Source organism: Aquabacterium humicola (assembly GCF_030167915.1).
GTDB classification, from domain to species: Bacteria; Pseudomonadota; Gammaproteobacteria; order Burkholderiales; family Burkholderiaceae_C; genus Pseudaquabacterium; species Pseudaquabacterium humicola.
In genome coordinates this window covers 776,605-802,370 of record NZ_JARGNB010000001.1, presented here as the reverse complement: position 1 = coordinate 802,370, position 25,766 = coordinate 776,605, and the positions used below count along the sequence as shown (strand labels likewise).

15 protein-coding genes are annotated in these 25,766 nt (G+C 71.1%); all 15 read left to right on the top strand.

From position 1 onward, the window contains the following. The first annotated feature begins 49 nt into the window (after window positions 1-49). The 15 genes from P1K89_RS03600 to P1K89_RS03530 all read left to right on the top strand — a co-directional run bounded on the left by P1K89_RS03600 (window position 50) and on the right by P1K89_RS03530 (window position 25,740). Complete coding sequence (locus P1K89_RS03600) at window positions 50-1,285, top strand: ROK family transcriptional regulator (RefSeq protein WP_284614991.1); 1,236 nt, start codon at window positions 50-52, stop codon at window positions 1,283-1,285. A gap of 56 nt (window positions 1,286-1,341) precedes the next feature. Next, window positions 1,342-2,754: a xylulokinase gene (xylB, locus tag P1K89_RS03595; RefSeq protein ID WP_439897967.1), complete on the top strand. Its 1,413-nt coding sequence runs from the start codon at window positions 1,342-1,344 to the stop codon at window positions 2,752-2,754. Further along, entirely contained in the window at window positions 2,751-4,070 is a 1,320-nt protein-coding gene (gene xylA, locus P1K89_RS03590; RefSeq protein ID WP_284614988.1) for a xylose isomerase, read from the top strand. The genes xylB and xylA overlap by 4 nt, the downstream gene beginning before the upstream one ends. Window positions 4,071-4,197: 127 nt before the next feature. Continuing rightward, the gene (locus tag P1K89_RS03585) at window positions 4,198-7,203 is read left to right on the top strand and encodes a TonB-dependent receptor (RefSeq protein WP_284614987.1); all 3,006 of its coding nucleotides are present in this window, start codon (window positions 4,198-4,200) and stop codon (window positions 7,201-7,203) included. A 116-nt stretch (window positions 7,204-7,319) separates the two neighbouring features. Further along, window positions 7,320-8,960 (top strand): DUF5597 domain-containing protein, encoded by a 1,641-nt coding sequence (locus P1K89_RS03580; RefSeq protein ID WP_284614985.1) that lies wholly within the window; start codon window positions 7,320-7,322, stop codon window positions 8,958-8,960. Between the two features lie 3 nt (window positions 8,961-8,963). Next, a complete protein-coding gene (locus P1K89_RS03575) occupies window positions 8,964-10,307 on the top strand; it encodes a GDSL-type esterase/lipase family protein (RefSeq protein WP_284614984.1) in 1,344 nt (447 codons plus the stop codon). Next, window positions 10,307-11,665, top strand: a complete 1,359-nt coding sequence (locus P1K89_RS03570) for a GH1 family beta-glucosidase (protein ID WP_284614983.1) — start codon at window positions 10,307-10,309, stop codon at window positions 11,663-11,665. Before P1K89_RS03575 ends, P1K89_RS03570 begins: the two co-directional genes overlap by 1 nt. Window positions 11,666-11,677: 12 nt before the next feature. Then, window positions 11,678-12,604, top strand: coding sequence for a LacI family DNA-binding transcriptional regulator (locus tag P1K89_RS03565; protein WP_284614982.1), 927 nt, complete (start codon window positions 11,678-11,680; stop codon window positions 12,602-12,604). Window positions 12,605-12,620: 16 nt separating this feature from the next. Beyond that, window positions 12,621-14,036 (top strand): MFS transporter, encoded by a 1,416-nt coding sequence (locus P1K89_RS03560; RefSeq protein ID WP_284614981.1) that lies wholly within the window; start codon window positions 12,621-12,623, stop codon window positions 14,034-14,036. Then, on the top strand, window positions 14,033-16,612 hold the full coding sequence (locus tag P1K89_RS03555) for a hypothetical protein (protein ID WP_284614980.1): 2,580 nt from the start codon (window positions 14,033-14,035) through the stop codon (window positions 16,610-16,612). Before P1K89_RS03560 ends, P1K89_RS03555 begins: the two co-directional genes overlap by 4 nt. A gap of 17 nt (window positions 16,613-16,629) precedes the next feature. After that, complete coding sequence (locus P1K89_RS03550; RefSeq protein ID WP_284614979.1) at window positions 16,630-19,101, top strand: glycoside hydrolase family 95 protein; 2,472 nt, start codon at window positions 16,630-16,632, stop codon at window positions 19,099-19,101. Further along, window positions 19,098-20,738, top strand: a complete 1,641-nt coding sequence (locus P1K89_RS03545; protein WP_284614978.1) for a family 43 glycosylhydrolase — start codon at window positions 19,098-19,100, stop codon at window positions 20,736-20,738. The genes P1K89_RS03550 and P1K89_RS03545 overlap by 4 nt, the downstream gene beginning before the upstream one ends. Window positions 20,739-20,966: 228 nt before the next feature. Then, window positions 20,967-22,451, top strand: coding sequence for an alpha-N-arabinofuranosidase (locus tag P1K89_RS03540; RefSeq protein ID WP_284614977.1), 1,485 nt, complete (start codon window positions 20,967-20,969; stop codon window positions 22,449-22,451). A gap of 74 nt (window positions 22,452-22,525) precedes the next feature. Continuing rightward, window positions 22,526-24,166: a glycoside hydrolase family 5 protein gene (locus P1K89_RS03535; RefSeq protein ID WP_284614976.1), complete on the top strand. Its 1,641-nt coding sequence runs from the start codon at window positions 22,526-22,528 to the stop codon at window positions 24,164-24,166. An 11-nt stretch (window positions 24,167-24,177) separates the two neighbouring features. Further along, window positions 24,178-25,740 carry an alpha-L-fucosidase gene (locus P1K89_RS03530; RefSeq protein WP_284614975.1) on the top strand — a complete coding sequence of 521 codons (1,563 nt, stop codon included), beginning with the start codon at window positions 24,178-24,180 and terminating at the stop codon, window positions 25,738-25,740. Window positions 25,741-25,766: the final 26 nt, after the last annotated feature.

Sequence of the window (25,766 nt, the reverse complement as noted above, 5' to 3'; positions counted from 1 at the left end):
AACTATGATTCGTTCATGACAAGAACCATGATGATCAGGAGCGTGTCTCTTGCTCGTTGATCTTTCGGAAGCCGCGGGCCACCAGCAGTTGCTCAAGGGCATCAACCGGATGGCGCTGGTGCGCCACCTGTGCGCGAACCCCGGTCGCTCGCGGGCCGACCTGGCGGTCGAGGTGCAGCTGACCAAGTCGACGGTCAGCATGCTGGTGCGCGAGCTGATCGACGAAGGCTGGCTGATTGAGCGCGAGGTGGTGGCCACCGGCGAGCTCGGCCGCCGGCCGACACCGCTGTATGTCGACCCCTCGCGGCTCGTGCTGGTCGGTGCGGAAGTCGGCATCGAGGGCGTGCGTGTCGTCGTCACCGCGCTGACGGGCGAGGTGCTGGCGCAGGCGCGCTCGGGATACGGGTCGGCGCGCGGCGCCAAGTCGTGCATCGCCGTGCTGGCGGGGGCCATGCTCCGGGCCTGCAAGCAGCTCGATGCGCAGACCCAGCGCGTCATCGGCATCGGCGTGGGCCTGCCCGGCGGTGTCGACGAGGCGACCGGCTTCCTGCACTTCGCGCCCAACCTGCAGTGGCGCGACGTGCCGGTGGGCGAGTTGCTGGGCGAGAAGCTCGCCGGCTCCGCGCTCGCCGGCGTGCCGCTGTTCCTGCAGAACGAGGCCGACGTCGCGGCCATCGGCGAGATGGAGTTCAACCCGGGCGAGGCGGTCGATCCGCTGCTGTTCGTCAGCGTCAGCCAGGGCGTCGGCGCCGGCGTGATCGTCGGCGACCGGCTGCTGGTGGGCCGCCGCGGCTTCGCCGGCGAGGTCGGCCACATCGTGCTGCAGGTCGGCGGGCCCGAGTGCTCGTGCGGCCGCCGCGGCTGCGCCGAGGCCTTGATCGGCGCGAGGGCGATGCTGCCCAACGCCACCGACGACGACCTGCTGGCCGAGGTGCAGCGGCGTCTGGCCGCCGGCGATGCCGAAACCGGGCGCGCGGTGAAGAAGGCCGGCAGCTACCTCGGCGTGCTGCTGCAGAACCTGGCCTCGGCCTACGACCCCGGATGCATCGTGCTCGGGGGCGCGGCGATCGAGCTGGGCGAGGCCTTCCTGCAGCCGGCGCTGCGCACGCTGAACGACTATGCCGAAGCCGCCAGCCTGTCGCCGCCGCCGGTGCGCACCTCGCGCTTCGGCGTCGACGCCGTGGCCGTCGGCGCCGCGGCGCTGGCGCGCTACCGGCTCACGCGGCCGCTGATCGCGCCGGCCTACGCGGCCGCGCGCGAGGCCGCGAAGCAGGAGGCGGCGTGACGGCCGACACGTTCCTCGGCATCGACCTCGGCACGTCCGAGGTCAAGCTGCTGCTGATGGACGAGCAGGGCGGCATCGTCGGCAGCGCCGGCGCGCCGCTGGCGCTGTCGCGGCCGCAGCCGCTGTGGTCGGAGCAGGACCCCGCGGCCTGGTGGCAGGCCACCGAGGCGGCCGTCGCCGCGTTGCGTGCCGCGCATGCAGCCGCCTTCGCCCGCGTGCGTGGCATCGGCCTGTCGGGCCAGATGCATGGCGCCGTGCTGCTGGGGGCCGACGACGAGGTGCTGCGTCCCGCGATCCTGTGGAACGACGGCCGCAGCCATGCCGAGTGCGCGGAGCTGACCCGCGCCGCGCCGTCGCTGCACCGGGTGGCCGGCAACCTGGCTATGCCCGGCTTTACCGCGCCGAAGCTGCTGTGGGTGCGGCGCCACGAGCCCGCCGTCTTCGCCGCGACGCGCAGCGTGCTGCTGCCCAAGGACTACCTGCGCCTGCGGCTGACCGGCGAGAAGGTCAGCGAGCCCTCCGATGCCGCCGGAACGCTGTGGCTGGACGTCGCCCGCCGCGACTGGTCCGACGCGCTGCTCGCCGCCTGCGGCCTGCAGCGCGCGCAGATGCCGCGCCTGGTCGAGGGCACCGAGCCGTCGGGCACGCTGCGGCCCGAGCTCGCGCGCGCCTGGGGCCTGGCGCCCGAAGTGATCGTCGCCGGCGGTGCCGGCGACAACGCCGCCAGCGCCGTCGGCGTCGGCGCGGTGGCGCCGGGCGACGGTTTCATCTCGCTCGGCACCTCGGGCGTGCTGTTCGTGGTCGACGACCGCTTCCGCCCGAATGCAGCGTCCGCGGTGCACGCCTTCTGCCACGCGGTGCCGGGCCTGTGGCACCAGATGAGCGTGATGCTGTCGGCGGCCAGCTGCCTGCGCTGGTTCACGCTGCTCGCCGGTGCGGCCGACGAGGCGCAGCTGCTGCACGAGGTGGCGGCGCTGACGCCGGCCGAGCGCGACGCGGCGCCGCTGTTCCTGCCCTACCTGGCCGGCGAGCGCACGCCGCACAACAACCCGTTCGCCACCGGCACGCTGCACGGCCTGCGTCATGACACCGGCCGCGCTGCCTGCGGTTATGCCGTGCTCGAAGGCGTCGCCTTCGGCCTGGCCGACGGCCTCGACGCGCTGCGCAGCACCGGCACGCGGGTCGAGCGGCTGTCGCTCGTCGGCGGCGGCGCCCGCAGCCCGCTGTGGGCGCAGTTGATCGCCGACGCGCTCGGCGTCGACATCATCGTCCATGCCGGCGCGGAAGCCGGCGCGGCGCTGGGGGCCGCTCGGCTGGCGCGCATCGCCTGCGGCAGCGGCGGCCTCGAATCCTGCACGCGGCCTGACGTCGCGGCCAGCCATCGTCCCGATCCGGTTCGCCATGTCGCGCTTCAGGAAAGGCTTCAATCGTTCCGCCGCATTTACCGGCAAATCAATCCCATCACATGACGAGCTATTTCCAAGCCATCGCCCCGGTGCGATTCCGCGGCCGCGACAGCGACGATCCGCTGTCCTACCGCCATTACGACAAGGACCGCATCGTCCTCGGCAAGCGCATGGAGGAGCACCTGCGCTTCGCGGTGTGCTACTGGCATTCCTTCTGCTGGACCGGCCTCGACCCCTTCGGCGGCCAGACCTTCGAGCGTCCATGGTTCCAGGGCGGCTCGCCGATGGAACTGGCAGCGGTGAAGGCCGAGGCGGCCTTCGAGCTCTTCAGCAAGCTCGGCGTGCCGTACTACACCTTCCACGACCGCGACGTCGCGCCCGAAGGCGCCACGCCGCGCGAGAGCCGCGAGAACTTCCTGCGCATGGTCGACCTGCTGGCCGCGCACCAGCAGCGCAGCGGCGTGAAGCTGCTGTGGGGCACGGCGAACCTGTTCAGCCACCGCCGGTTCATGGCCGGCGCGGCGACGAACCCGGACCCTGCGGTATTCGCGCAGGCGGCGATCCAGGTGCGCGACGCGCTGGAGGCGACCCATCGCCTGGGTGGCCAGAACTACGTGCTGTGGGGAGGCCGCGAGGGCTACGAGACCCTGCTGAACACGCGCATCGGGCAGGAGCTGGACCAGATGGGCCGCTTCCTGAGCATGGTGGTCGAGCACAAGCACAAGATCGGCTTCGACGGCGCGATCCTGATCGAGCCCAAGCCGCGCGAGCCGTCGAAGCACCAGTACGACTTCGACGTCGCCACGGTCTACGGCCTGCTCGTGCGCCACGGCCTCGAGAAGGAGATCAAGGTCAACATCGAGGCCAACCACGCGACGCTGTCGGGCCACAGCTTCGAGCACGAGATCGCGATGGCCTCGGCGCTGGGCATCCTCGGCAGCATCGACATGAACCGCGGCGATGCGCAGCTCGGCTGGGACACCGACCAGTTCCCCAACAACCTGCCCGAGACGGCGCTGGCGCTCTACCACATCCTGCAGGCCGGTGGACTGGGCTCCGGCGGCTTGAACTTCGACGCCAAGGTGCGCCGGCAGTCGCTCGATGCCGAGGACCTGTTCCACGGCCACGTCGGTGCGATCGACCTCTGCGCGCGTGCGCTGCTGGTGGCCGAGAAACTGATCCAGGACGGCCGCCTCGCGCAGGCCCTGGACGCTCGTTATGCGGGTTGGGCCTCGACGGAAGCCCAAGCCATTCTCGATGGTCGGGTGACGCTTGAACAGCTGGCCGACCGGGCACTGCAGGCGAACGCCGACCCGGCGCCCGTCTCCGGTCGCCAGGAACTGCTGGAAAACCTGTTCAACAGGTTGTGCGAGGGATGAGGCGGATGAAGGACTGACCGCCGCGCGGGCAGGAGCGCAACGAACGCTTCGCTCGCCGGCGGCAGTGTCGCCATCCATTGGGGGCCCCGGGGGTCGGGGCGAGGTACCACTCGTAGGAGACATGAACATGAACCAATTCAAGCGGACCGCGCTGTCGCTGGCCGTGGCCCAGGTGGCCCTGATCTGCGCAGGCGGGGCCCTGGCCCAGATGGCGGCGCGCAAGGACGACGAGAAGAAGCCGGACACCGTCGTCGTCACCGGCCAGCGCGCGGCGCTGCAGTCGGCGCAGAAGATCAAGAAGGACGCCGACGAGGTCGTCGACTCGATCGTCGCCGACGACATCGGCAAGCTGCCGGACCGCTCGGTGACCGAAGTGCTGCAGCGCGTGGTCGGCGTCACGATCGACCGCACGATGGCGAAGAACGACCCGGAGCACTTCTCCGTCGAGGGGTCGGGCGTCTCGATCCGCGGCCTGCCCTGGGTGCGCTCCGAGCTGAACGGCCGCGACTCGTTCTCCGCCAATGGCGGCCGTGCGCTGAACTTCGAGGACGTGCCGCCGGAGCTGATGGCGGGTGTCGACGTCTACAAGAACCCGTCCGCCGAGCAGATCGAGGGCGCGATCGGCGGCCTCGTCAACCTGCGCACCGCGCTGCCGCTGGACTACCCCGGCATGAAGGCCTCGCTGTCGCTGCAGGACACCTACACCCGGCTCAACAAGCAGCACTCGCCGTCGTATTCGGCCCTCTTCAGCAACCGCTGGGACACCGCGGCAGGCCGCTTCGGCGCGCTGCTGCACGTGGCCAGCTCCGAGAGCGCGACGCGCTCGGACTTCTTCCAGGTCGAGCCCTACTACCCGCGCAACGACGCCGTGGCGGGCCAGGATCCGGCCACCACGCTGTGGGTGCCGAAGGGTGCGCAGTGGCGCACGCTGGAATTCGACCGCAAGCGCGAAGGCCTCTATGGCGCGCTGCAATGGAAGACCAACGACATCGACACGTCGCTGACCTACTTCCAGTCGAAGTACCGCATGCAGTGGGACGAGCGGGCGATCTTCGCGCAGTCCGATCCGTACCGCATCCGCGTCACCGGCGGCCAGTTCGACGGGCAGGGCGCCCTGCTGTCCGGCGTGATCACGAACAGCGACGGCTCGCTGATCAACTTCAACGACGATACGCGCACGTCCTGGCGCAACTCCAAGACCGAGGAGCTCGCCTGGCGGCTGAAGTGGAAGGCCAGCGAGCGGCTGAGCTTGAGCTCGGACCTGCAGTACATCCGCGCCAACACCTCGAGCTTCGATTCCACCGTGGCCACCGGCGTGGGCATGCCCAAGCAGAGCCTGGACCTGACCGGCACGATCCCGAGCCTCAGCTTCGACGCCAGCGACCGCGCCTACCTCGCGAACCCCGCCAACTACTACTGGGGTTTCACGATGGAGCACATGGACCGCAGCAAGGCGGAGGAGAAGGCCTGGAAGGGCGACGCGCTGCTGAAGTTCGACGACCCCGTGCTGCATGACCTGCGCGTCGGCCTGCGGCTGACCGAGCGCGAGGCCAAGACCAGCCAGAACCCCAGCGGCTACCACTGGCAGGCGATCACCCAGCCGTGGACCGCCGGCGGTCCGGCCTACCTCAGCGCCTTCCCGGGCGGCACGCACCTGCACACCTTCCCGAACTTCTTCAACGGCAAGGTGCCGGCGCCGCCGGCGGTGGTGTTTCCCGACGTCGCGCTGGCGCAAGGCTTCCCCGGCAGCTACGCCCAATTGCACGAGTACGGCCGCCAGCACTGCCTGAACGAGCCGAGCGTGGCCGACAAGAGCGTGTGCAACGGCTGGCCGTTCACGTTCACGCCCGAGTCCATCAAGGACGACGTCGACAGCGCCGGCACCAACGTGCAGCAGGAGCGCACGCAGGCCGCCTACGCGCAGCTGCGCTTCGGTTTCGACGACTGGAAGTTCCCGGTGGACGGCAACCTCGGCCTGCGCATCGTGCACACCAAGGCCTCGGCGCGCGGCTACACCACCTTCTCGGGCTCGAACCCGAACCCGACCGATACCGGCGTGTCCGTGCCGGTGATCCCGCGCTTCGTGCAGCCGCAGGACTTCAAGAACAGCTACACCGACACGCTGCCGAGCCTGAACCTGCGCATGAAGGCGAGCGAGGAGCTGCAGTTCCGCTTCGCCGCAGCCAAGGCCATCTCGCGGCCGGACTTCAGCCAGCTGCAGGCCTACACCACGCTCACCCAGGACGTGAAGCGCTCGGGCACCGAGGTGACCTCGGTCTCGCACACCGGCGAGGCCAAGGGCAACCCCTTGCTCAAGCCGATCCGCTCGACGCAGGTCGATGCCACGGCCGAGTGGTACTTCAGCCGCACCGGATCGCTGACCTTCGCCGCCTTCAACAAGGACCTGAAGGACGTCATCATCAACCAGACGGCGCTGTTCTCGCTGCCGGACGTCAACGGCCGCCCGCAGGACTTCGTCGTCACCAGCCCGATCAACGGCGGCAAGGGCCATGCACGCGGATTCGAGCTGGCGTTCCAGACCTACTTCGACAAGCTGCCGGGCTGGCTGTCCGGCCTCGGCATGCAGGCCAACTTCACCTACGTGGACAGCAAGACCAAGCTGTACAAGCCGGTGCTGCAGGCCTGGTGCTCGGGCAACAGCACCGGTGCGGCGAACCTGAACCTGAACCTCAACGGCTGCGACACCGACGGCCGCACCTTCGGCGACCTGCCGCTGCAGGGCCTGTCGCGCAAGGCCTACACGCTGACCTTCATGTACGACCAGGGGCCGCTGTCGGCGCGCCTGGCCTACACCTGGCGCTCGAAGTACCTGCAGGGCGTGAACGTCAACGGCACCAACGGCACCGACGGCACCAACAACAATCCCGACAGCCCCGATGTCGGCCAGCGCGGCATCGCCTGGGCCCTGCCGACCTGGGCCGACGACTACGGCCAGCTCGACGCCGGCATCTTCTACAAGCTGCTGGAGGAGAAGCTGACGCTGGGCCTGGAAGCGCAGAACCTCAACGACGCCAAGCAGCGCCAGGTGATGCAGCAGCACATCGGCGACAAGACCCGCGGGCTGTTCTACTCGGGGCCGCGCTACACGCTGACCGCACGCTACACGTTCTGACGCGTGCCGCGCGTGGGGCGGCCTTGCCCGCCGCCACCACCGCCGCCGCCCGTTCCCGCCCGCGCCGCACGTACCCCCGTGGCGCGGGCCGGATCCGACCTTCCGATGCCATGCCGATGTTCAAGATTCCTCGCTGGAGCGCCGCCGCCTGTTCGCTCGTCTTCGCCGCCGCGTCGTGGGCGGCAGAGGCGCCCCGCCTCGTCGAGCGCAACGGCCGCCATGCGCTCTTCGTCGACGGCGCGCCCTTCCTGATGCTGGGCGCGCAGGTCCACAACTCCAGCAACTACCCGCAGGCGCTGGAGAAGGTGTGGCCCGCGGTGAAGGACATCCACGCCAACACCGTCGAGGTGCCGATCGCGTGGGAGCAGGTCGAGCCGGTCGAGGGCCGCTTCGACTTCAGCTTCGTCGATGCCCTGGTGCGCCAGGCGCGGCAGAACAAGGTGCGCGTGGTGCTGCTGTGGTTCGGCACCTGGAAGAACACGAGCCCGCAGTACACCCCGGCCTGGGTGAAGCTGGACAACCGGCGCTTCCCGCGCATGCTCGATCCGCAGGGCAGGAACAGCTACTGCCTGTCGCCCTTCGGCGAGCAGACGCTGGAAGCCGACAGAAAGGCCTTCGTCGCGCTGATGACGCACCTGAAGAAGATCGACGAGCAGCAGCGCACCGTGATCATGGTGCAGGTGCAGAACGAGGTCGGCACCTTCGGGCTCGCGCGCGACTTCGGCCCGAAGGCCCAGGCCGCCTTCGAGCGCGACGTGCCGGCGGCCGTGCTGGCGCGCAAGAAGCCGCCGGTGCCGGCAGCGGCCTCGGGCAACTGGAAGGCGGTCTATGGCGACTATGCCGACGAGTACTTCCATGCCTGGGCGATCGCCAGCTACATCGAGCAGATCGCCCGCGCGGGCCGGGCGGTGTACGACCTGCCGATGTACGTCAACAACGCGCTGCGCGATCCGCTGGAGCCGATCGCACCGTGGAAATCGAACTTCGCCAGCGGCGGGCCGACCTACGACGTGATCGACATCTACAAGGCCGCTGCGCCCAGCATCGACGTCGTCGGCCCCGACATCTACCACGTCGAGTCGGCCAAGGTCGGCGCGCACCTGGACCGGTTCCAGCGGCCGGACAACGCGCTGTTCGTGCCCGAGCTCGGCAATGCCGCGCCTTACGCGCGTTATGTCTACCAGATCCTCGGCCGCGGCGCGATCGGCGTCGCGCCCTTTGGCATCGACTACTTCGACTACGCCAACTTCCCGCTCGGCGCGAAGAACAGCGACAAGGCGATGGTCGAGCCCTTCGCGCGCATCTACGCCGCCTTCGCGCCGATGCAGCGCCTGTGGGCGCGCTGGGCCTTCGAGGGCCGAACCCACGGCGCCGCCAAGGGCGACGACCTGGCCGACCAGACCATCGCGATGAAGGGCTGGAAGGCCCACGTGACGTTCGACCAGTGGATGTTCGGCGAGCGCGAGTGGCCTGGCAACGCGAAGGAGCTGCCGCCGCATGCGAAGCAGCTCAACGGCGGCGTCGCCATCGCGCAGATCGCCGACGACGAGTTCGTGCTCGTCGGCCAGTTCGCGCGCGTGCGGCTCGACGATGCCGAGGGCAGCGGCCGGGCGCAGCTCGTCAGCGCCGAGCAGGGCCGCTTCGACGAGCGCGGCCGCTGGCAGATGGAGCGGCGCTGGAACGGCGACCAGGTCGACTGGGGCCTGAACTTCACCGGGAACCCGGTGGTCCTGAAGGTGACGATGGGACGCTACTGAGCCATGGCCACGATCCGCACGAACACGCTGCTGACCGCCGCCCTCGTCGCCTGGGCCGGCACCGCCGGCGCGCAGGCCGATGACCTCGTCCTGCTGCCCGCCCCGGCGAACGCCTGGCGCACCGTCGTCGGCCACTGGGAGCACCGTGTCGAGCTCGCCGGCAGCGCGGTCGGGCACTGGGAGACGCGCCCGGAGCTGGCCGGTGCCAGCGCCACGGTGCCCGCCGGCAGCAACGGCGCCTACGTGGGCGGCGCGGCACTCGGTCCGGCCGACCGGCGCACGGCGCTGTCGCTGGAGTGGAAGGACGTCTGGATGTCGACGCTGCGCGTGGAGAGCCGCACGCCGCTGGACCTGCGCCCCTACGCCGGCGGCATGCTGACGATGGACCTGCATGTCGACGACCTGGCCGCCGGCGGCCTGCGCGTGAAGGTGGCCTGTGGCGAGGGCTGCGAGCGCAGCGTCTCGCTGCTGGAGCCGGCGCGCGCGATCGCCGGCAAGGGCTGGCAGCGCGTGTCGCTGCCGCTGGCGTGCTTCCAGCGTGACGGGGGCGACTTCTCGCGCGTGAGCCTGCCCTTTGCGCTCGAAGGCGGTGGCACCGGCCGCGTCAGCGTCGCCAATGTCCGCCTGTCCCGCGCCGCCGCGACCGCGACGATGACCTGCGCGGACTACCGCACCGAATCCACCACGCCGGCGATGCTGGCCGAATCCTGGTCGCTCGACTGGTGGCTGCCGCGCCACGAGCAGAAGAAGCGCGAGGCGCGCGACGCGATCGCCGCCGGCCAGGCGCCGCAGCTCGTCTTCATCGGCGACTCGATCACGCAGGGCTGGGAGAACGAAGGCCGCGAGGTCTGGGCCCGCCACTTCGCGCGTCACAACGCGCTGAACCTCGGCTTCGGCGGCGACCGCACCGAGAACGTGCTGTGGCGCCTGCAGCACGGAGCGCTCGACGGCCTGGCGCCGCGGGCGGTGGTGCTGATGATCGGCACCAACAACACCGGCCACCGCGCCGAAAACCCCGAGACCACCGCCGCCGGCATCCGCCGACTGGTCGAGGAGATCCGGCGCCGCCTGCCCGCGGCCCAGGTGCTGCTGCTGGCGGTGTTCCCGCGCGAGGAACAGCCCACCGGCCCCCTGCGCCGCCTCAACGAGCGCATCAACGAGCACATCCGCGGCCTGGCCGACGGCCGCGACGTGCACTTCCTGGACATCGGCCAGGTGCTGACGCAACCCGACGGGACACTCTCCAAGGACGTGATGCCCGACCTGCTGCACCTGTCGCCGAAGGGATATGCCCTGTGGCAGGCCGCCATGGACCCGGTGCTGACCCCGCTGCTGAACCGACCCTGATGAATCCGCTGACCTACGCCTCGCCGTTTCCGTCCACCTTCGTCTTCGGCGCCGCCGCCGCGGCCGCGCAGATCGAGGGCGCCGCCTTCGAGGACGGCAAGGGCCCTTCGATCTGGGACACCTTCGCCCGCCAGCCGGGCAAGGTGGCCGGCGGCGACACGCTCGACGTCGCCTGCGACCACTACCACCGCTTCGACGAGGACTTCGCGCTGATGGCCTCGCTCGGCATCCGGCACTACCGGCTGTCGATCGCCTGGCCGCGCATCTTCCCCGATGGCGACGGCGCGGTGAACCAGGCCGGCCTCGACTTCTACCGCCGCGTCTTCGCCAGCATGGCGCGCCATGGCATCACGCCGTGGGTCACGCTGTTCCACTGGGACCTGCCGCAGGCGCTGGAAGACCGCGGCGGCTGGACCGCGCGGGCCACGGTCGAGGCTTTCGCGCGTTATGCGGACACCGTCGTCAAGGCTTTCTCCGGCGACGTGCGGCACTGGATCACGCTGAACGAGATCCGCTGCTTCACGTGGCTGGCCTACGGCGTGGGCAACAAGGCGCCGGGCCGGCGCGAGAGCGACGCGGTCGTCAACCAGACCATCCACCACGCGCTGCTCGCGCACGGCCATGCGGTGCGCGCGGTGCGCGAGTTCGGCGGGCCGCAGGCGCGCGTGGGCCTGACCGACAACTGCGACGTCAGCGTGCCGGTCACCGAGACCCCCGCCGACATCGCCGCCGCCGAGGCCTGGTTCGAGGACAAGAACGCGCACATCCTCGGCGCGATCCACCGCGGCGGCTACTCGATGGCCTACCTCGAGCGTGTCGGCGACGCCGCGCCGAGGGTGGCAACCGGCGACTTCGACCTGATCAGCCTGCCCACCGACTTCCTCGGCCTGAACGTCTACACCGCCACCTACGTGCGCGCCGGCCGCGACGGCGCGCGTTACGAGGCGCTGGCCCTGCCGGCGCACTACCCGCGTGCCGACAGCCCGTGGCTGAACCTCGTGCCGCAGGCGATGTACTGGGCGCCGCGCATGTGCCATGCGCTCTACGGCCACCGCTCGATCTACATCACCGAGAACGGCTGCGGCTACAACCACGAACCGGTGATCGACGGCGAAGTGATCGACCTGCACCGCCGCGACTACCTGCGCGGCCACCTGCGCGAGATGCACCGCGCGATCGCCGACGGCGTGCCGGTGGACGGCTACTTCCTGTGGTCCTTCATCGACAACTTCGAGTGGGAGGACGGCTACGAGCGCCGCTTCGGCATCGTGCACTGCGACTTCGAGACGCAGGTGCGCACGCCCAAGCTGTCCGCGCGCTACTACGCCGACGTGATCCACACGCGCCGCATCGTCTAGGCCGTGAAAGACGTGGCCACGGTCCTGAAGCCCCGCAAGTCCCACGCCGCCGCGCCGGCGCATCGGCGCATGAACACGCTCGGCGTGGCCGCCACGCTGGTCGGCAACGAACCGAACCCGTACTTCCTGGAAGTCTTCAACGGCATCGTCCGCGGCGCCGCGGCGGCCGGGCAGGCCACCACCGTGTTCCCGCTCGGCAGCTGGGACGACGCGCGCGAGCGCATTCCCGCCTTCTGCGACGGCCGCATCGACGGGCTGGTGATGCTGGCGCCGCTGCTGCCGCCCGACGCCGCCGACTGGCTGCCCGAGCGCACGCCGGTGGTCTCGGTGCATGCGAACCACGCGATTCCCGGCGTGGTCAACCTCGAGTCCGACGATGAGGCCGGCGCCTTCGAGATGGTCAGCCGCCTGATCCAGCGCGGCCATCGGCGCATCCTGCACGTGGCCGGCCCCGAGGGGGCGCTCGGGGCCGAGCGGCGTGTGCAAGGCTACCGGCGCGCGCACGCGGCCGCGGGCTTCCTGCCGCCGCCGGACCACGTGCTGCGCGCCGGCTTCGGCGCCGAGGACTGCCGCCGCGCGCTGGAGGCCTGGCTGCGGCGGCACTGCGGCGACGAGTGGCCCGAGGTGATCTTCGCCGTCAGCGATGCCGCCGCGCTGGGCTGCATCGATGCCTTGCTGGCCCGCGGCCTGCGGATGCCGGCCGATGTGTCGGTGATCGGTTTCGACGACAGCCTGCTCGCGCGCGCGGCCCGCCTGGCCACGGTGCGCCAGCCGCTGCGCGACCTGGGACGCCGCGCCGTCGAGGTGCTGGTCGAGTGCATCGATGCCCGGTCGCGCGCCGCGACGTCGCGCCGCCCGAAGAACATCGTCCTGCCCACCGAGCTCGTTCCCGGCGCCACGCTCGCCGCGCCGCGCGCCCATTCCCTGACGATTGCCTGAGACCGCCAAGATGCTGATGCCCGCCACCGCCCGCACCGACAAGGTCCCCGTGAGCCAGAAGGTCGGCTACGGCCTGGGCTCCTTCCTCGACATGTGGGGGCACTGGCTCTACTCGTCGTTCGCCTATTCGGTCTTCAACATCTTCCTCGGCGTGGCGCCCGGGCTGATCTCGACGGCGATGATGCTCAAGACGCTGATGGACGCCGCGTCCGACGCCATGTTCGGCTGGCTGTCCGACAACGCCCGCACGCGCTGGGGCCGGCGGCGCCCGTTCATGCTGGTGGGCGGCGTGCTGGCCGGCGTGGGGCTGCCGCTGCTGTTCGCGGTCGGCCGCGGCTGGACCGAGATGCAGTACTTCACCTTCATGCTGGTGTCGCTGCTGATCTACGCGCCGGTGATGAGCTGCTTCAACATGCCCTGGGTCAGCCTGGGCGCGGAAATGACGCCCGACTACCACGAGCGCACCGTGGTGTTCCAGGTCAAGAACGCGATCCAGAAGCTGCCGGAGCTGGGGCTGTTCGTGGCCGTGCAGTTCGCGACGCTGTCGATCTTCAACGGCCCCGACGGCAAGCCCGACGTGCTGCAGGGCGCGCAGGTCTACACGTCGATCCTCGGCGCGATCATGGTGGCGGTGTCGCTGGCGATGTTCCTGCTGGTGCGCGAGCGCTACTACGAGAAGGTCGTCATCACCCAGACCGCGAAAGTGCCGTTCCGCGACACGCTGTACCGCACGTTGCGCAACAGGCCCTTCCGCACCCTGCTGTCCGCGATGATGGCTTACGGCATGGCCACCGCTATGGTCGGCACGCTGGGCTTCTACCTCACCGTCTACTACGTCTGCAAGGGCGACCTGGCGCTGGGCGGACGCTGGAACTCGGCGATGGGCCTGTCGGGCATGGCGTTCGGCTTCGCCGGCATCTTCTTCTTCGGCGCCATCGCCAAGCGCCTGGGCAAGCGCGCCGGCATGATGGCGGTGCTGAGCGGCGCCATTGCCGCCTTCATCGGCGACTGGTGGTTCTACAACCCCGAGCTGCCGTTCCTGCAGCTCTTCGCCTCGGGCTTCGTGGCCTTCACCGGGGCCGGCTTCTGGACCATCTACGGTTCGATGCTCGCCGACGTGGTCGACCACGACGAGCTGCAGACGGAACAGCGCCGCGAGGGCTCGTTCTCCGCCTGCCAGTCGTGGATCTCGCGCGCCGGCATGGCGCTCGGCAGCGGCGCCTCGGGCTGGATCCTGCAGTTCACCGGCTTCGATTCGCAGATCCAGGGGCCGCAGGACGAGAACGTCATCCTGGTGATGCGGCTGCTGATGTCCGGCGTGCCGGTGATCGGCCTGTTGATCGCGCTGTTCCTCGTCTCGCGCTTCAAGCTCGACGAGGCGCGTGTGCACGAGATCCGCCTGCAGCTCGAAGCGCGGCGCGGCACGGTATGAGCGGCCCCACCGATCGACGGCGCGCCACGGCGATGCGCCGCGGCGCGACGCTGGCCGCGCTGGCCACGCTGATGGCGCTCGCGGGCTGCGGGGGCGGCGGGGGCGGGGGCACCACCGGCGCGCCGCCCGCGCCGCCCCCGGCGCCTTCGGCACCGACGCCACCGCCGCCGGCGCCCAACAACGCCGCCCCGGTGCTGAGCTCCGGCACGATGGCCTCGGCGTGGGTCGGCGCCACCGGCACCGTCTACACCGCCCGCGCCGCCGATGCCGACGGCCAGTCCGTCACCTACGCGATCTCGGGCCGCGACGCGGCGCTGTTCACGATCGATGCCACCAGCGGCGCGCTGCGCTTCAAGACCGCGCCCGCCGCCGCGAACGCCTATGAGCTCACCGTCACCGCCAGCGACGGCAGCCAGAGCGACAGCCGCGAGCTCAGCGTCGTCGTCGCCGCCGACACCGGCACGCGGCCGATGCGCTGGACCAACGCCCGCTGGGGCGGCGGCGGCTATGTCAGCGGCATCGAGTTCCACCCCGCGGTGCAGGGCCTGGCCTATGCCCGCACCGACGTCGGCGGCCTGTACCGCCGCGATCCCGGCTCGACGACCTGGGTGCCGCTGAACGATCACTTCGGCCGCGACGACGCCGACTCGCAGGGCATCGCCTCGGTCGCGCTGGACCCCAACGATGGCAACAAGGTGGTCATCGCCACCGGCATGTACCTGCCCGACTGGGGCCGCGCGGCGACCATCTTCCGCTCGTCGGACCGCGGCCGCACCTGGCAGCGCACGCCGCTGACCCTCAAGATGGGCGGCAACAGCGATGGCCGCGGCACCGGTGAACGCCTGGTGGTCGACCCCCACCTCGGCTCGGTGCTGTTGCTGGGCACCTTCCAGGACGGGCTCTACCGATCGAGCGACGGCGGCGCCAGCTGGGCGCCGGTGCCCGGCTTCGCGCCCCGGGCCACCACCTTCGTCGTCTTCGACCGTTCGAGCGGCCGCGCGGGCGCGCCGACGCCGGTGGGCTACGCCGGCGTCGCGACGACCAGCGGTCCGAGCCTGTACCGCTCCACCGATGCCGGCACCACCTGGAGCGCGGTGCCCGGCGGGCCCGGCGGCCTGATGCCGCTGCAGGGCACGCTCGCCGGCGACGGCCAGCTCTACCTCAGCTACGGCAACGGGCTGGGGCCCAACGGCGTCACCGACGGCGCGGTCTGGAAGCTCGATACGCGCACGCTCACCTGGCGCAATATCACGCCGTCCGTTCCCAACCCCGCGGGCATCGCGTTCGGCTACGGCGGCATCGCGGTGAGCGCGAGCCATCCGCAGCTCGTCGTCGTCGCCACGCTCGATCGCTGGGCCATCGGCGACGACGTCTACCGCTCCACCGATGGCGGCCTGACCTGGACCGCGCTGGCGGCGCGCAGCACGCGCACGGCGCCGCGCCACGCCTGGATCACCGCCAGCGAAGGCGGCACGCTGGCGAACGGCCGGCTCGGCCACTGGATGACCGATGTCGCGATCGATCCCTTCGACGACGGCCACGCGATGTTCAACACCGGCGGCGGCATCTGGGAGACCACGAACCTGAAGGCCACCGCGCTCGACTGGCTGCCCGGCGTCGACGGACTGGAGGAAACCTGCATCACCAGCCTGGTGTCGCCGCGCAAGGGCGCGCAGGTGCTGGCGACGATGGGCGACGTCGGCGGCATCCGCTACGGCAGCAACGACTTCAGCGACAACAGCGGCCACTTCCCCTCGCACGTCAGCGGCCTGAGCGTCGACGTCGCCGAGCTCGAGCCGGACGTCGTCGTCTACGCCAGCTACCGCAGCTGGAACCAGGGCGGCGCCTACCTGTCGCGCGACAACGGCATCACCTGGGCGGCGATGGCCGCGCGGCCGGCGGGGACGGCCCAGGACGACAACGGCCTCATCGCGATCTCGGCGAAGGCGACCTCGATGGTGTGGGTGCCTGCCGGCGCGCGGGCGTTCCATTCGGCCGACGGCGGTCGCAGCTGGCACGCGTCCGGCGGCTACCCGCTGGCGGGCGCCGGCTTCAGTGCCGACTTCCCGCGCCCGGTGGCCGATCGCGCCGTCGACGGCGCCTTCTACACCTACGACGTCGCCGAAGGCCGGCTGCTCGAGAGCACCGATGGCGGCAAGACCTTCAGCGCGACCGCCAGCGGGCTCGACAAGCTGCCGCCGTGGGCCGCGCAGCACCGGCTGCTGTCGGTGCCCGGCGGGAAGCGGCGCGACCTCTGGCTGGCCACGCCCACCGGGCTCAGGCACTTCGACGGCCCCGGCGCGGCGCCGGTCAAGGTGGCCGGCGTCGACCTGGCCGTCGCCGTCGGCTACGGCGCGCCGGCGCCGGGCCAGGCCTACCCGGCGCTCTTCCTGGCCGGCAGCGTGAACGGCCTCTACGGCCTCTGGCGCTCCGACGACAAGGCGGCGAGCTGGGTCCGGATCTCCGACGCCACCCACCAGTTCGGCGCCGTCAACTGGATCACCGGCGATGCCCGCCAGTTCGGCCGCGTCTACCTCGGCACCGGCTGCCGCGGCGTGATGGTCGGCGATCGCTGAACGACGACATGACCACGATGAACCCCTTCGAGACGACCCGCCGCGGCTTCGTGGCCACGGCGGCGCTCGGCAGCACGCTGCTGTCGGCGCTGCCGGCCCTGGCGGCCAGCGGCGCCGCGCGCCTCGGCGACGACGCGCTGAGCCTCTGGTACGACCAGCCCGCCGGCCCCTGGATCGAGGCGCTGCCGGTGGGCAACGCGCGCCTCGGCGCGATGGTCTTCGGCCGCCCCGCGCAGGAGCGGCTGCAGCTCAACATCGACACGCTCTACGGCGGCGGCCCCTATGTGCAGGACAACCCCGCCTTCCGCGAGGCGCTGCCCCGGGTGCGCCAGCTGATCGCGCAGGCCAAGTGGAGCGAGGCCAACGAGCTGGTGTCGGCGGCGCTGATGGGCAAGCCCCTGAAGCAGATGCCCTTCAGCAGCGCCGGCGACCTGCTGCTGGACTTTCCCGGCGTCACCGGCGCGGCCCGACTGCGCCGCAGCCTCGACCTCGACAGCGCCGTCGCCGTCACGACCTTCATCGACGGCGGTGGGCGCCATCGGCGCGAAGTCTTCTGCAGCGTGCCCGACCAGGTGGCGGTGATGCGCCTGGAGATCGAGGGCGAGGGCACGATCGACCTCGACCTCGGCTACCGCCACGCCGACTACCAGCCCTACGGCGGCTTCGGCGACACCAGGCACGATGCACACGGCGTCGTCTACGTCGGCGCGCCGTGGCATCACCGCGAGTCGCTCGAGGCCGGGAAGCGCCCGCCGACGCTGGCGATCCGCGCCGACGGCCGCGACGCGCTGCTGGTCGAGGGCCGCAACGTCGCGGCCTTCGGCATCCCCGGCCAGCTGCGCTACGCGCTGCGCGTGCAGGCGGTCGGCGACGGGCGCATCGAGGCCGCCGGCGATCGGCTGCGCGTGCGCGGCGCGCGTCGGCTGATGCTGGTGATCGCGGGCGAGACCAGCTACGTCAACTACCGGGATGTGAGCGGCGACCCCGTGGCCGCCGTGCGCCGGCGCACCGCCGCGGCGGCGCTCAAGCCGTACGACAAGCTGCGCATCGACCACGTGCGCAGCCACCGCGCGCTGTTCCGCCGCCTGCACATCGACCTCGGCGGCCACGAGGCCGACGCGAAGCCCACGCACGCCCGCATCACCGGGGTGCCGCGCGCGGCCGATGCGGCGCTGGCGGCGCTGTACGTGCAGTATGCGCGTTATCTTCTGCTGTCCTGCTCGCGGCCGGGCAGCCAGCCGGCCAACCTGCAGGGGGTGTGGAACGAGGTGCTGCACCCGCCCTGGGAAGGCAAGTACACGATCAACATCAACACCGAGATGAACTACTGGCCCGCCGGGCCGGCGAACCTCTTCGAGTGCGTCGAGCCGCTGCTGAAGATGGTCGAGGACCTCGCGGTCACCGGCGCGCGCACCGCGCGCGACAGCTACGGCGCGCGCGGCTGGGTCGCGCACCACAACACCGACCTGTGGCGCGCCACCGCGCCAATCGACGGCCCGCTGTGGGGCATGTGGCCCACCGGCGGCGCGTGGCTGTGCACGACACTCTGGGAGGCCTGCCGCTACCAGCCCGACCCCGCGCTGCTGCGCCGGCTGGCGCCGCTGCTGAAGGGCGCCTCGCTGTTCTTCCTCGACACGCTGATCGAGGACCCGAAGGGCCGCGGCCTCGTCACGTCGCCGTCGATCTCGCCCGAGAACGAGCATCACCCCCAGGTCGCGCTGTGCGCCGGCCCGGCGATGGACAGCCAGATCCTGCGCGACCTGTTCGACGCGACGCTCGAGGCGCAGTCCACGCTGGGCGACGCCGACCCTCCGTTCGCCGAGGCCCTGCGCCAGGCGCGCGCGCGCCTGCCGGCCGACCGCATCGGCGCGCAGGGCCAGCTGCAGGAATGGCTGGACGACTGGGACGCGATCGCGGCCGATCAGCAGCACCGCCATGTCTCGCACCTGTACGCGGTCTACCCCAGCGGCCAGGTCAACGTGCGCGACACGCCCGCGCTGGCGCAGGCGGCGCGCGTCACGTTGAACGCGCGCGGCGACGAGAGCACCGGCTGGGCGACCGCGTGGCGGCTGGCGCTGTGGGCGCGGCTGGGCGACGGCGAGCGCGCCTACAAGATCCTGCAGGGCCTGCTGGGGCCGCGGCGCACCTACCCGAACATGTTCGACGCGCACCCGCCGTTCCAGATCGACGGCAACTTCGGCGGCGCGGCGGGCATCCTGGAGATGATCGTGCAATCCTGGGGCGGCGAGGTGCACCTGCTGCCCGCGCTGCCACGCGCCTGGCCGCAGGGCCGGCTGCACGGCGTGCGGGCGCACGGCGGGCTCGAGCTCGATGTCGACTGGCGCGGCGGGCAGCTTCACCGGCTGCAACTGCGCGGCCCGGCGCGGGCGGCGGTGGCGCTGCGCTACCGCGGCCAGCGGCTCGGCATGACGCTGGATGCACGCGGCCAGGGCCGCTTGACCGCGGATGACTTCAAGGCTGCGGCATGAGCGATCGCACGACGCTGCCGTCCAGCGCGCGGCGCCGCGCGATGAAGGCCGCACTTGCCGGCGCGGCCGGCACGGCCGGCACGGCCGGGGGGCCGGCAACGGCCGCCGCGCCGGCCGCGGCGGCGTGCGCCGCGGCGCCGCGCTTCGGCCGCGGCATCGAAGGCCAGCGCCGCGCGGACCTCGGCGACGGCCGCTTCGTCAATCCGATCGTGCCCGGCGACCACCCGGACCCGACGATCCTGAAGGACGGCGCCGACTACTACATGACGTTCTCGTCGTTCCAGTCGACGCCGGGCGCCGTGATCTGGCACTCGCGCGACCTGGTGAACTGGACGCCGATCACCGCCGCGCTGAACAAGCCCATCGGCACCGTCTGGGCGATGGACCTGGTCAAGCACGGCGGCCGCTACTTCCTCTACATCCCGGTGTTGCAGCCGAACCGCACGGCGACCTTCGTCGTGCATGCGGACAACATCCGCGGCCCCTGGAGCGAGCCGATCGACCTCGGCCTGGACGGCTGCATCGACCCCGGCCACGTCGTCGGCGAGGACGGCAGGCGCCACCTGTTCGTCAACGGCTTCCGCCGCGTCGGCCTCGCCGACGACGGCCTGTCCACCGTCGGCGCGCTCGAGCACGCGCACACCCCGTGGCAGTACCCGCCCGACTGGGAGGTCGAGATGTTCGCGCCCGAGGGGCCGAAGCTGCTGCGCCGGGGCGACTGGTTCTACATGATCTCTGCGGTCGGCGGCACCAGCGGGCCGCCGACCAGCCACATGGTCACCGTCGCGCGTGCGCGATCGGTCCACGGGCCGTGGCAGGACTGCCCGTTCAACCCGATCGTGCGCACGCGAAGTGCCGGCGAGCCCTGGTGGTCGCGTGGCCATGCCAGCGTCGTCGAAGGCCCGGCCGGCGACTGGTGGATGGTCTACCACGGCTACGAGAACGGCTTTCGCACGCTGGGCCGGCAGACGCTGCTGGAGCCCGTCGAGTGGACGGCCGACGGCTGGCTGCGGGCCAGGGGCGGCACGCTCGACCGGCCCCTGCGCAAGCCGCGCGGCGGCCAGGCGGGGCCCGCGGGCCTGGCGCTGTCGGACGACTTCCGCGGCAGCCGCCTCGGCCTGCAGTGGAGCTTCTTCGATGCCGCGGCGGACGAGCTCGCGCGTGCCCGCCCCGGTGCCGACGGTCTGACGCTGCGCGGCAAGGGCAGCGGCCCGGCCGACTGCTCGCCGCTGACCTGCCTGGTGGGCGAGCGCAGCTACGAGGCCGAGCTGGACTTCGAAGTGAGCGGCCAGGCGGTGGGCGGCCTGGCGCTCTTCTACGACGCCCGCGGCTTCGTCGGCATCGGCATCGGCGAAGGGCAGCTGCGCACCTGGCAGTACGGCCAGGAGCAGGCCTGGATGCGGCAGGCGGCGAGCGGCCGGCGCCACCGCCTGAAGGTGAGCAACCGCGAGCACATCGTCACCTTCCACCACGCGGCCGGCGACGGCCCGTGGGTCCGGCACCCGTGGCAGATGGAGGTGTCCGGCTTCCACCAGAACGTCTTCGGCGGCTTCCTCAGCCTGCGCATCGCGTTGATCGCGGCGGGGCAGGGCGACGTGCGCCTGACACGCTTCGCCTACCGCGGCCTCGGCGCCTGACGCGGCGGCGATTCGCTGCGTGATCTGGTGTTTGCCCGAAGTTCATTGCTTCGGCGACCGAACTAACATTCGACAAGCGCGCCACGGAGGCGCGCGTGGTTCCTGCGCCGAGCGAACGTCCCGCTGCAGGCGTTGCGTCCAGCCACCCACTCCGAGTTCAAGGAACGATCGATGTCCCACCGGTGCCTCGAGGCAGGCAAGAACGTTGCGGTTGCGGCCGTCATCGCCATGACGATGTTGTCCGGGGTGAGCGCCGCCGAGCCCGTGCCCGCGCGCCTGACCGTCGGCGCCGAGCCGGCCGGCCCGCGCATCGAACCCACGATCTACGGCCACTTCGTCGAGCATGCCGGCCGCGGCGTCTACGAAGGCCTGTGGGTGGGGCCTGAATCGCCGATTCCCAATACCCGCGGCTGGCGCAACGACGTCGTTGCCGCGCTGCGCCAGGTCGGCGTGCCGGTGATGCGCTGGCCCGGCGGCTGCTTCGCCGACGACTACGACTGGCGCGACGGCATCGGCGACCCCACGAAGCGCCCTGTGCGCCTGAACCGCTGGTGGGGCGGCACCGAGGACAACCGCGTCGGCACGCACGAGTTCATGGACCTGGCCGAGCAGATCGGCTCGGAGGTCTACATCGCCGCCAACATGGGCTCGATGCCGCCGCGCGCGATGAGCCACTGGCTCGAGTACATGACCGAAGGCGGCAGGACCGCGCTGGCCGAGGAGCGTCGCCGCAACGGCCGCGACAAGCCGTGGAAGGTGAAGTACGTCGGCGTCGGCAACGAGAGCTGGGGCTGCGGCGGCAACATGCGCGGCGAGTACCAGGCCGACCTGCACAACCAGTACGCCACCTTCCTGCGCGACGTCGTGCGCGTGGCCTCCGGCGACGGGCAGGGCAACGACCAGCTGATCGACGTGCTGATGGACCGCTCCGGCCCGCACCTGGACGCGCTGACCCTGCATTACTACACGATGCCCGGCGACTGGTCGAAGAAGGGCGACGCGACCGGATTCGATGCGCAGCAGTGGGCGAAGACGCTGAAGTCGGCGCTCGGCATCGAAGGGCGCATCGCCGCCGTCTCCCGCGTGATGGACAAGCGCGACGACAAGAAGCGCGTGGCGCTCTACGTCGACGAGTGGGGCACCTGGTACGACACGCCCGCGGGCGCGAGCGCGCTGTGGCAGCAGAACTCGCTGCGCGACGCGATGGTGGCCGCGCTGTCGTTCCACGTCTTCCACCGCCACACCGATCGGGTGAAGATGGCCAACATCGCGCAGATGGTCAACGTGCTGCAGGCGCTGGTGCTCACCGAGGGGCCGCGTTCGGTGCTGACGCCGACCTACCACGCGTTCGACCTGTACCGGCCGTTCAAGGGCGCGACGCCGCTGCAGGCCACCCTGCAGGCGCCGACCTTCCGCACCGGCGACGTCGAACTGCCCGCGGTGGAGGCCAGCGTCGCCCGCGCCGCGGACGGCAGCACGCTGCTGGCGCTGGTGAACCTCGACCCGCAACGCGCGGCCCGCGTGGCCACCAACCTGAAGGGCAGCGCGCAGGGGCGGGTGCTGACCGCCGCGGCCATCGACGCGCACAACACCGTCGCCCATCCGCAGGCCGTGGTGCCCGCGCCCTACAACGCCCGCGCCGGCGCCCAGGGCCTGGCGCTGGACCTGCCGCCGAAATCCATCGTCGTCGTCAGCGTGCCGTCCGCGCGCTGACATCCCCTCGCCACCACGCCCGCATCCGGCGGAGACAACCGGGACCGGGCGCCTTCCACCACGAAAGGTCGACCATGAGAACCTTGCTTGCGGGCCTGATGCTCGGCGCCGCCTTCCTCGCCGCACCCGCGGCGCAGGCGCAAAGCTGCGGCAGCGGCGGCGGCGCCAGCGTGTGCCTGATCGCCAACGGCCTGGCCGACAACATCCAGCTTGGCTGGACGGCCAGCGGCACCATCAAGTCGCTCGAGGTCTACCGCGACACCGATGCGAATCCGGTCGGCCGCAGCCGCATCGCCGTGCTGCCGGCGTCGGCCACCAGCTTCACCGATCCCAGCGCGGCCACCGGCACGCCGTACTGGTACTGGGTGCGCTTCGTCACCAACGCCGGCAGCTACAACTCCGGTGCGGCCACGGCCACGCGCGGCTCGGCCTGCCTGCCCACCGCGGTCACGCCGCTGGCCCAGGTCGGCGGCGTCTGGGCGCAGACCGATGCGCCGGTGCTGCCCATCGGATCGAGCGCCGTGCTCGGCCCGCAACCCGCGTCGGGCGGGTCGTGGTCATGGAGCGGCTGCGGCACCACCGGCTCGGCACGCCTGCAGACGATCAAGCCCGCGGCCGCCTGCAAGGCCAACGTCGTCTACACCAACAGCTGCGGCGCAAAGACCGCGCTGACCTTCAACGTCGCCGTCGCCGGCGTGATGCGCGACCTCACGAGCCTGCAGCTGTCCAAGCTGATGTCGCCGGGCTGGAACGTCGGCAACTCGCTGGACGCGACGCCGAACGAAACCTCCTGGGGCAACCCGCCGATCAACCAGGCGCTGCTGAACGGCGTGAAGGCCGCCGGCTTCAAGAGCGTGCGCATCCCGGTCACCTGGACCACGCACGTCGATGCCAACGACAACATCCACCCGCAGTGGATGGCGCGCGTGGCCGAGGTGGTGAAGTACGCGCGCAACGCCGGCCTGTACGTGATGATCAACCTGCACCACGAGGGCGGCTGGCTCGACAACGTCACCTACGACCAGCAGCCGGCGAACAACGCCCGCTTCGCCAAGCTGTGGACGCAGATCGCCGAGCACTTCAAGCACCATGACGACTACCTGCTGTTCGCCAGCCTCAACGAGGTCGGCAAGCAGAACGCGCCCTGGGGCGTGCCGCCGCAGCAGGAGTGGACGGACGTGCAGAACGGCTACCACCAGGTCTTCGTGAACGCCGTGCGTGCCACCGGCGGCAACAACGCCAAGCGCCACCTCGTCGTGCAGGGCTACTTCACGAACATCGACACCTCGTTCGACCGCGCGGTGCTGCCCACGGACACGATCGCCAACCGGCTGTTCTTCGAGGTGCACTACTACGACCCGTACAACTTCACGATCAACGGTGACGGCACGATGTGGCAATGGGGCGCCACCGCCACCAACCCCACCGAAACCTGGGCCGACGAGCCTTGGGTCGATGCGCAGTTCGACAAGATGAAGGCCCGCTTCGTCGACCAGGGCGTGCCGGTGATCGTCGGCGAATACGGCGCCTACCTGAAGCCGAACTACCCGGGCATGGCGCCGTACCGCAAGGCCTGGGCCGAGTACGTCACGCGCTCGATGTCGCAGCGCGGCCTGGTGCCGATGTGGTGGGACACCGGCGAGATGATCGACCGCGTCACCGGCGCGCACAAGCTGCCGGACCTGCTCAAGGTGCTCGTCGACAGCGCCAAGTGAGCGGGAACACCATGTCCGGCCTGAGCAAACGCACTTTCCTGAGCACGCCGTTGCTGGCGGCCGCCGGCCTGGGCGCCGCGCGCGTCGCGCAGGCGCAAGGCTGCGCGCCCGGCGCACCCGCGCCGTATGCGCCGCCGCCGCTGGCATCCGGGCCCTTCACCCCCGCTGTCGATTCGCTGCGCCAGCCGGCCATCCCGGCGTGGTACCGCGATGCCAAGCTGGGCATCTGGTCGCACTGGGGGCCGCAGGCCGTGCCCAGCCGCGGCGACTGGTACGCCCGCTTCATGTACGTGCCCGGCCACCCGCACTACGAGCACCACCTGAAGACCTACGGCCACCCGTCGGAGGTCGGCTACAAGGACATCATCAAGCGGTGGAAGGCCGAGCGCTTCGAGCCCGAGGCGCTGATGGACCGCTACGTCGCGGCCGGCGCCAAGTACTTCGTCTCGATGGGCGTGCACCACGACAACTTCGACCTGTGGGCGTCCAGGCACCACCGCTGGAATGCCACGCAGGTCGGACCGATGCGCGACGTGGTGGGCGACTGGGCGCGCGCCGCGCGCAGGCGCGGGCTTCGCTTCGGCGTCTCGGAGCACCTGGGCGCCAGCCACAACTGGTGGTGGACCAGCCACCAGTGCGACCAGTTCTGGCCCAAGCTGGGCGTGGACTACGACGGTGCGAAGCCGGAGAACGCCGACCTGTACCACGCGCCGCACGACACCCCGTTCCTGAACCGCGGCGGCGACTGGTACACCACGAACCCGAAGTTCCACGAGATCTGGTACCGCCGCATCGTCGACCTGATCGACAGCCACCAGCCGGACCTGCTGTACTCCGACGGCGGCATCCCGTTCGGTGCGGTCGGGCGGGCGGTGGTGGCCCACCTGTACAACACCTCGGTGCGCCGGCACGGCCAGATGCAGGCGGTCTACAACCACAAGGCGCTGGGGTCCGGGGATTTCATCCGCGAGGTCGGCGCGCAGGACGTCGAACGCGGCGTGCTCGACGGCATCAACCCGCTGCCGTGGCAGACCGACACGTCCAACGGCGACTGGTTCCACTCCGAGCACGACCACTACAAGACGCCGGCCCAGGTGCTGACGATGCTGTGCGACATCGTCAGCAAGAACGGCAACATGCTGCTCAACGTGGTCCAGCGGGCCGACGGGACCTTGACGCCCGAATCGGACCACTTGATGACGGAGATGGCCGCGTGGATGAAGGTCAACGCCGAGGCGATTCACGGCACGCGGCCGTGGAAGATCCACGGCGAAGGTCCGACCGAGGCCACCAGCGGCGCCTTCCAGGAGAACACGGCCTACACGCCGCAGGACATCCGCTTCACCACCCGGGGCGACGTGCTGTACGCGCTCACCCTGGGCGAGCCCCGGGGGACGGTGAAGATCGCGTCGCTGCGCCAGGGCAGCGCCCATGACCCGCGTCCGGTGCGCCGCGTCGAGCTGCTCGGGGCCGGGCCGCTGCCGTTTCGCCAGAGCGGCCAGGCGCTGGAGGTCGACGTGCCGGAACGCCTGCCGAGCCGCCATGTGAGCGCGTTGCGCATCGCGCGCGCCTGAAGGCCCGAGGGCGCCAGCGTGGCGAG

Bases quoted from the DNA above. Each gene is read 5' to 3' on its own strand.
- xylB (WP_439897967.1), top strand. From the start codon at position 1,342: ATGGACGAGCAGGGCGGCATCGTCGGCAGCGCCGGCGCGCCGCTGGCG.
- xylA (WP_284614988.1), top strand. From the start codon at position 2,751: ATGACGAGCTATTTCCAAGCCATCGCCCCGGTGCGATTCCGCGGCCGC.
- P1K89_RS03585 (WP_284614987.1), top strand. From the start codon at position 4,198: ATGAACCAATTCAAGCGGACCGCGCTGTCGCTGGCCGTGGCCCAGGTG.
- P1K89_RS03580 (WP_284614985.1), top strand. From the start codon at position 7,320: ATGTTCAAGATTCCTCGCTGGAGCGCCGCCGCCTGTTCGCTCGTCTTC.
- P1K89_RS03575 (WP_284614984.1), top strand. From the start codon at position 8,964: ATGGCCACGATCCGCACGAACACGCTGCTGACCGCCGCCCTCGTCGCC.
- P1K89_RS03570 (WP_284614983.1), top strand. From the start codon at position 10,307: ATGAATCCGCTGACCTACGCCTCGCCGTTTCCGTCCACCTTCGTCTTC.
- P1K89_RS03560 (WP_284614981.1), top strand. From the start codon at position 12,621: ATGCCCGCCACCGCCCGCACCGACAAGGTCCCCGTGAGCCAGAAGGTC.
- P1K89_RS03555 (WP_284614980.1), top strand. From the start codon at position 14,033: ATGAGCGGCCCCACCGATCGACGGCGCGCCACGGCGATGCGCCGCGGC.
- P1K89_RS03550 (WP_284614979.1), top strand. From the start codon at position 16,630: ATGAACCCCTTCGAGACGACCCGCCGCGGCTTCGTGGCCACGGCGGCG.
- P1K89_RS03545 (WP_284614978.1), top strand. From the start codon at position 19,098: ATGAGCGATCGCACGACGCTGCCGTCCAGCGCGCGGCGCCGCGCGATG.
- P1K89_RS03540 (WP_284614977.1), top strand. From the start codon at position 20,967: ATGACGATGTTGTCCGGGGTGAGCGCCGCCGAGCCCGTGCCCGCGCGC.
- P1K89_RS03535 (WP_284614976.1), top strand. From the start codon at position 22,526: ATGAGAACCTTGCTTGCGGGCCTGATGCTCGGCGCCGCCTTCCTCGCC.
- P1K89_RS03530 (WP_284614975.1), top strand. From the start codon at position 24,178: ATGTCCGGCCTGAGCAAACGCACTTTCCTGAGCACGCCGTTGCTGGCG.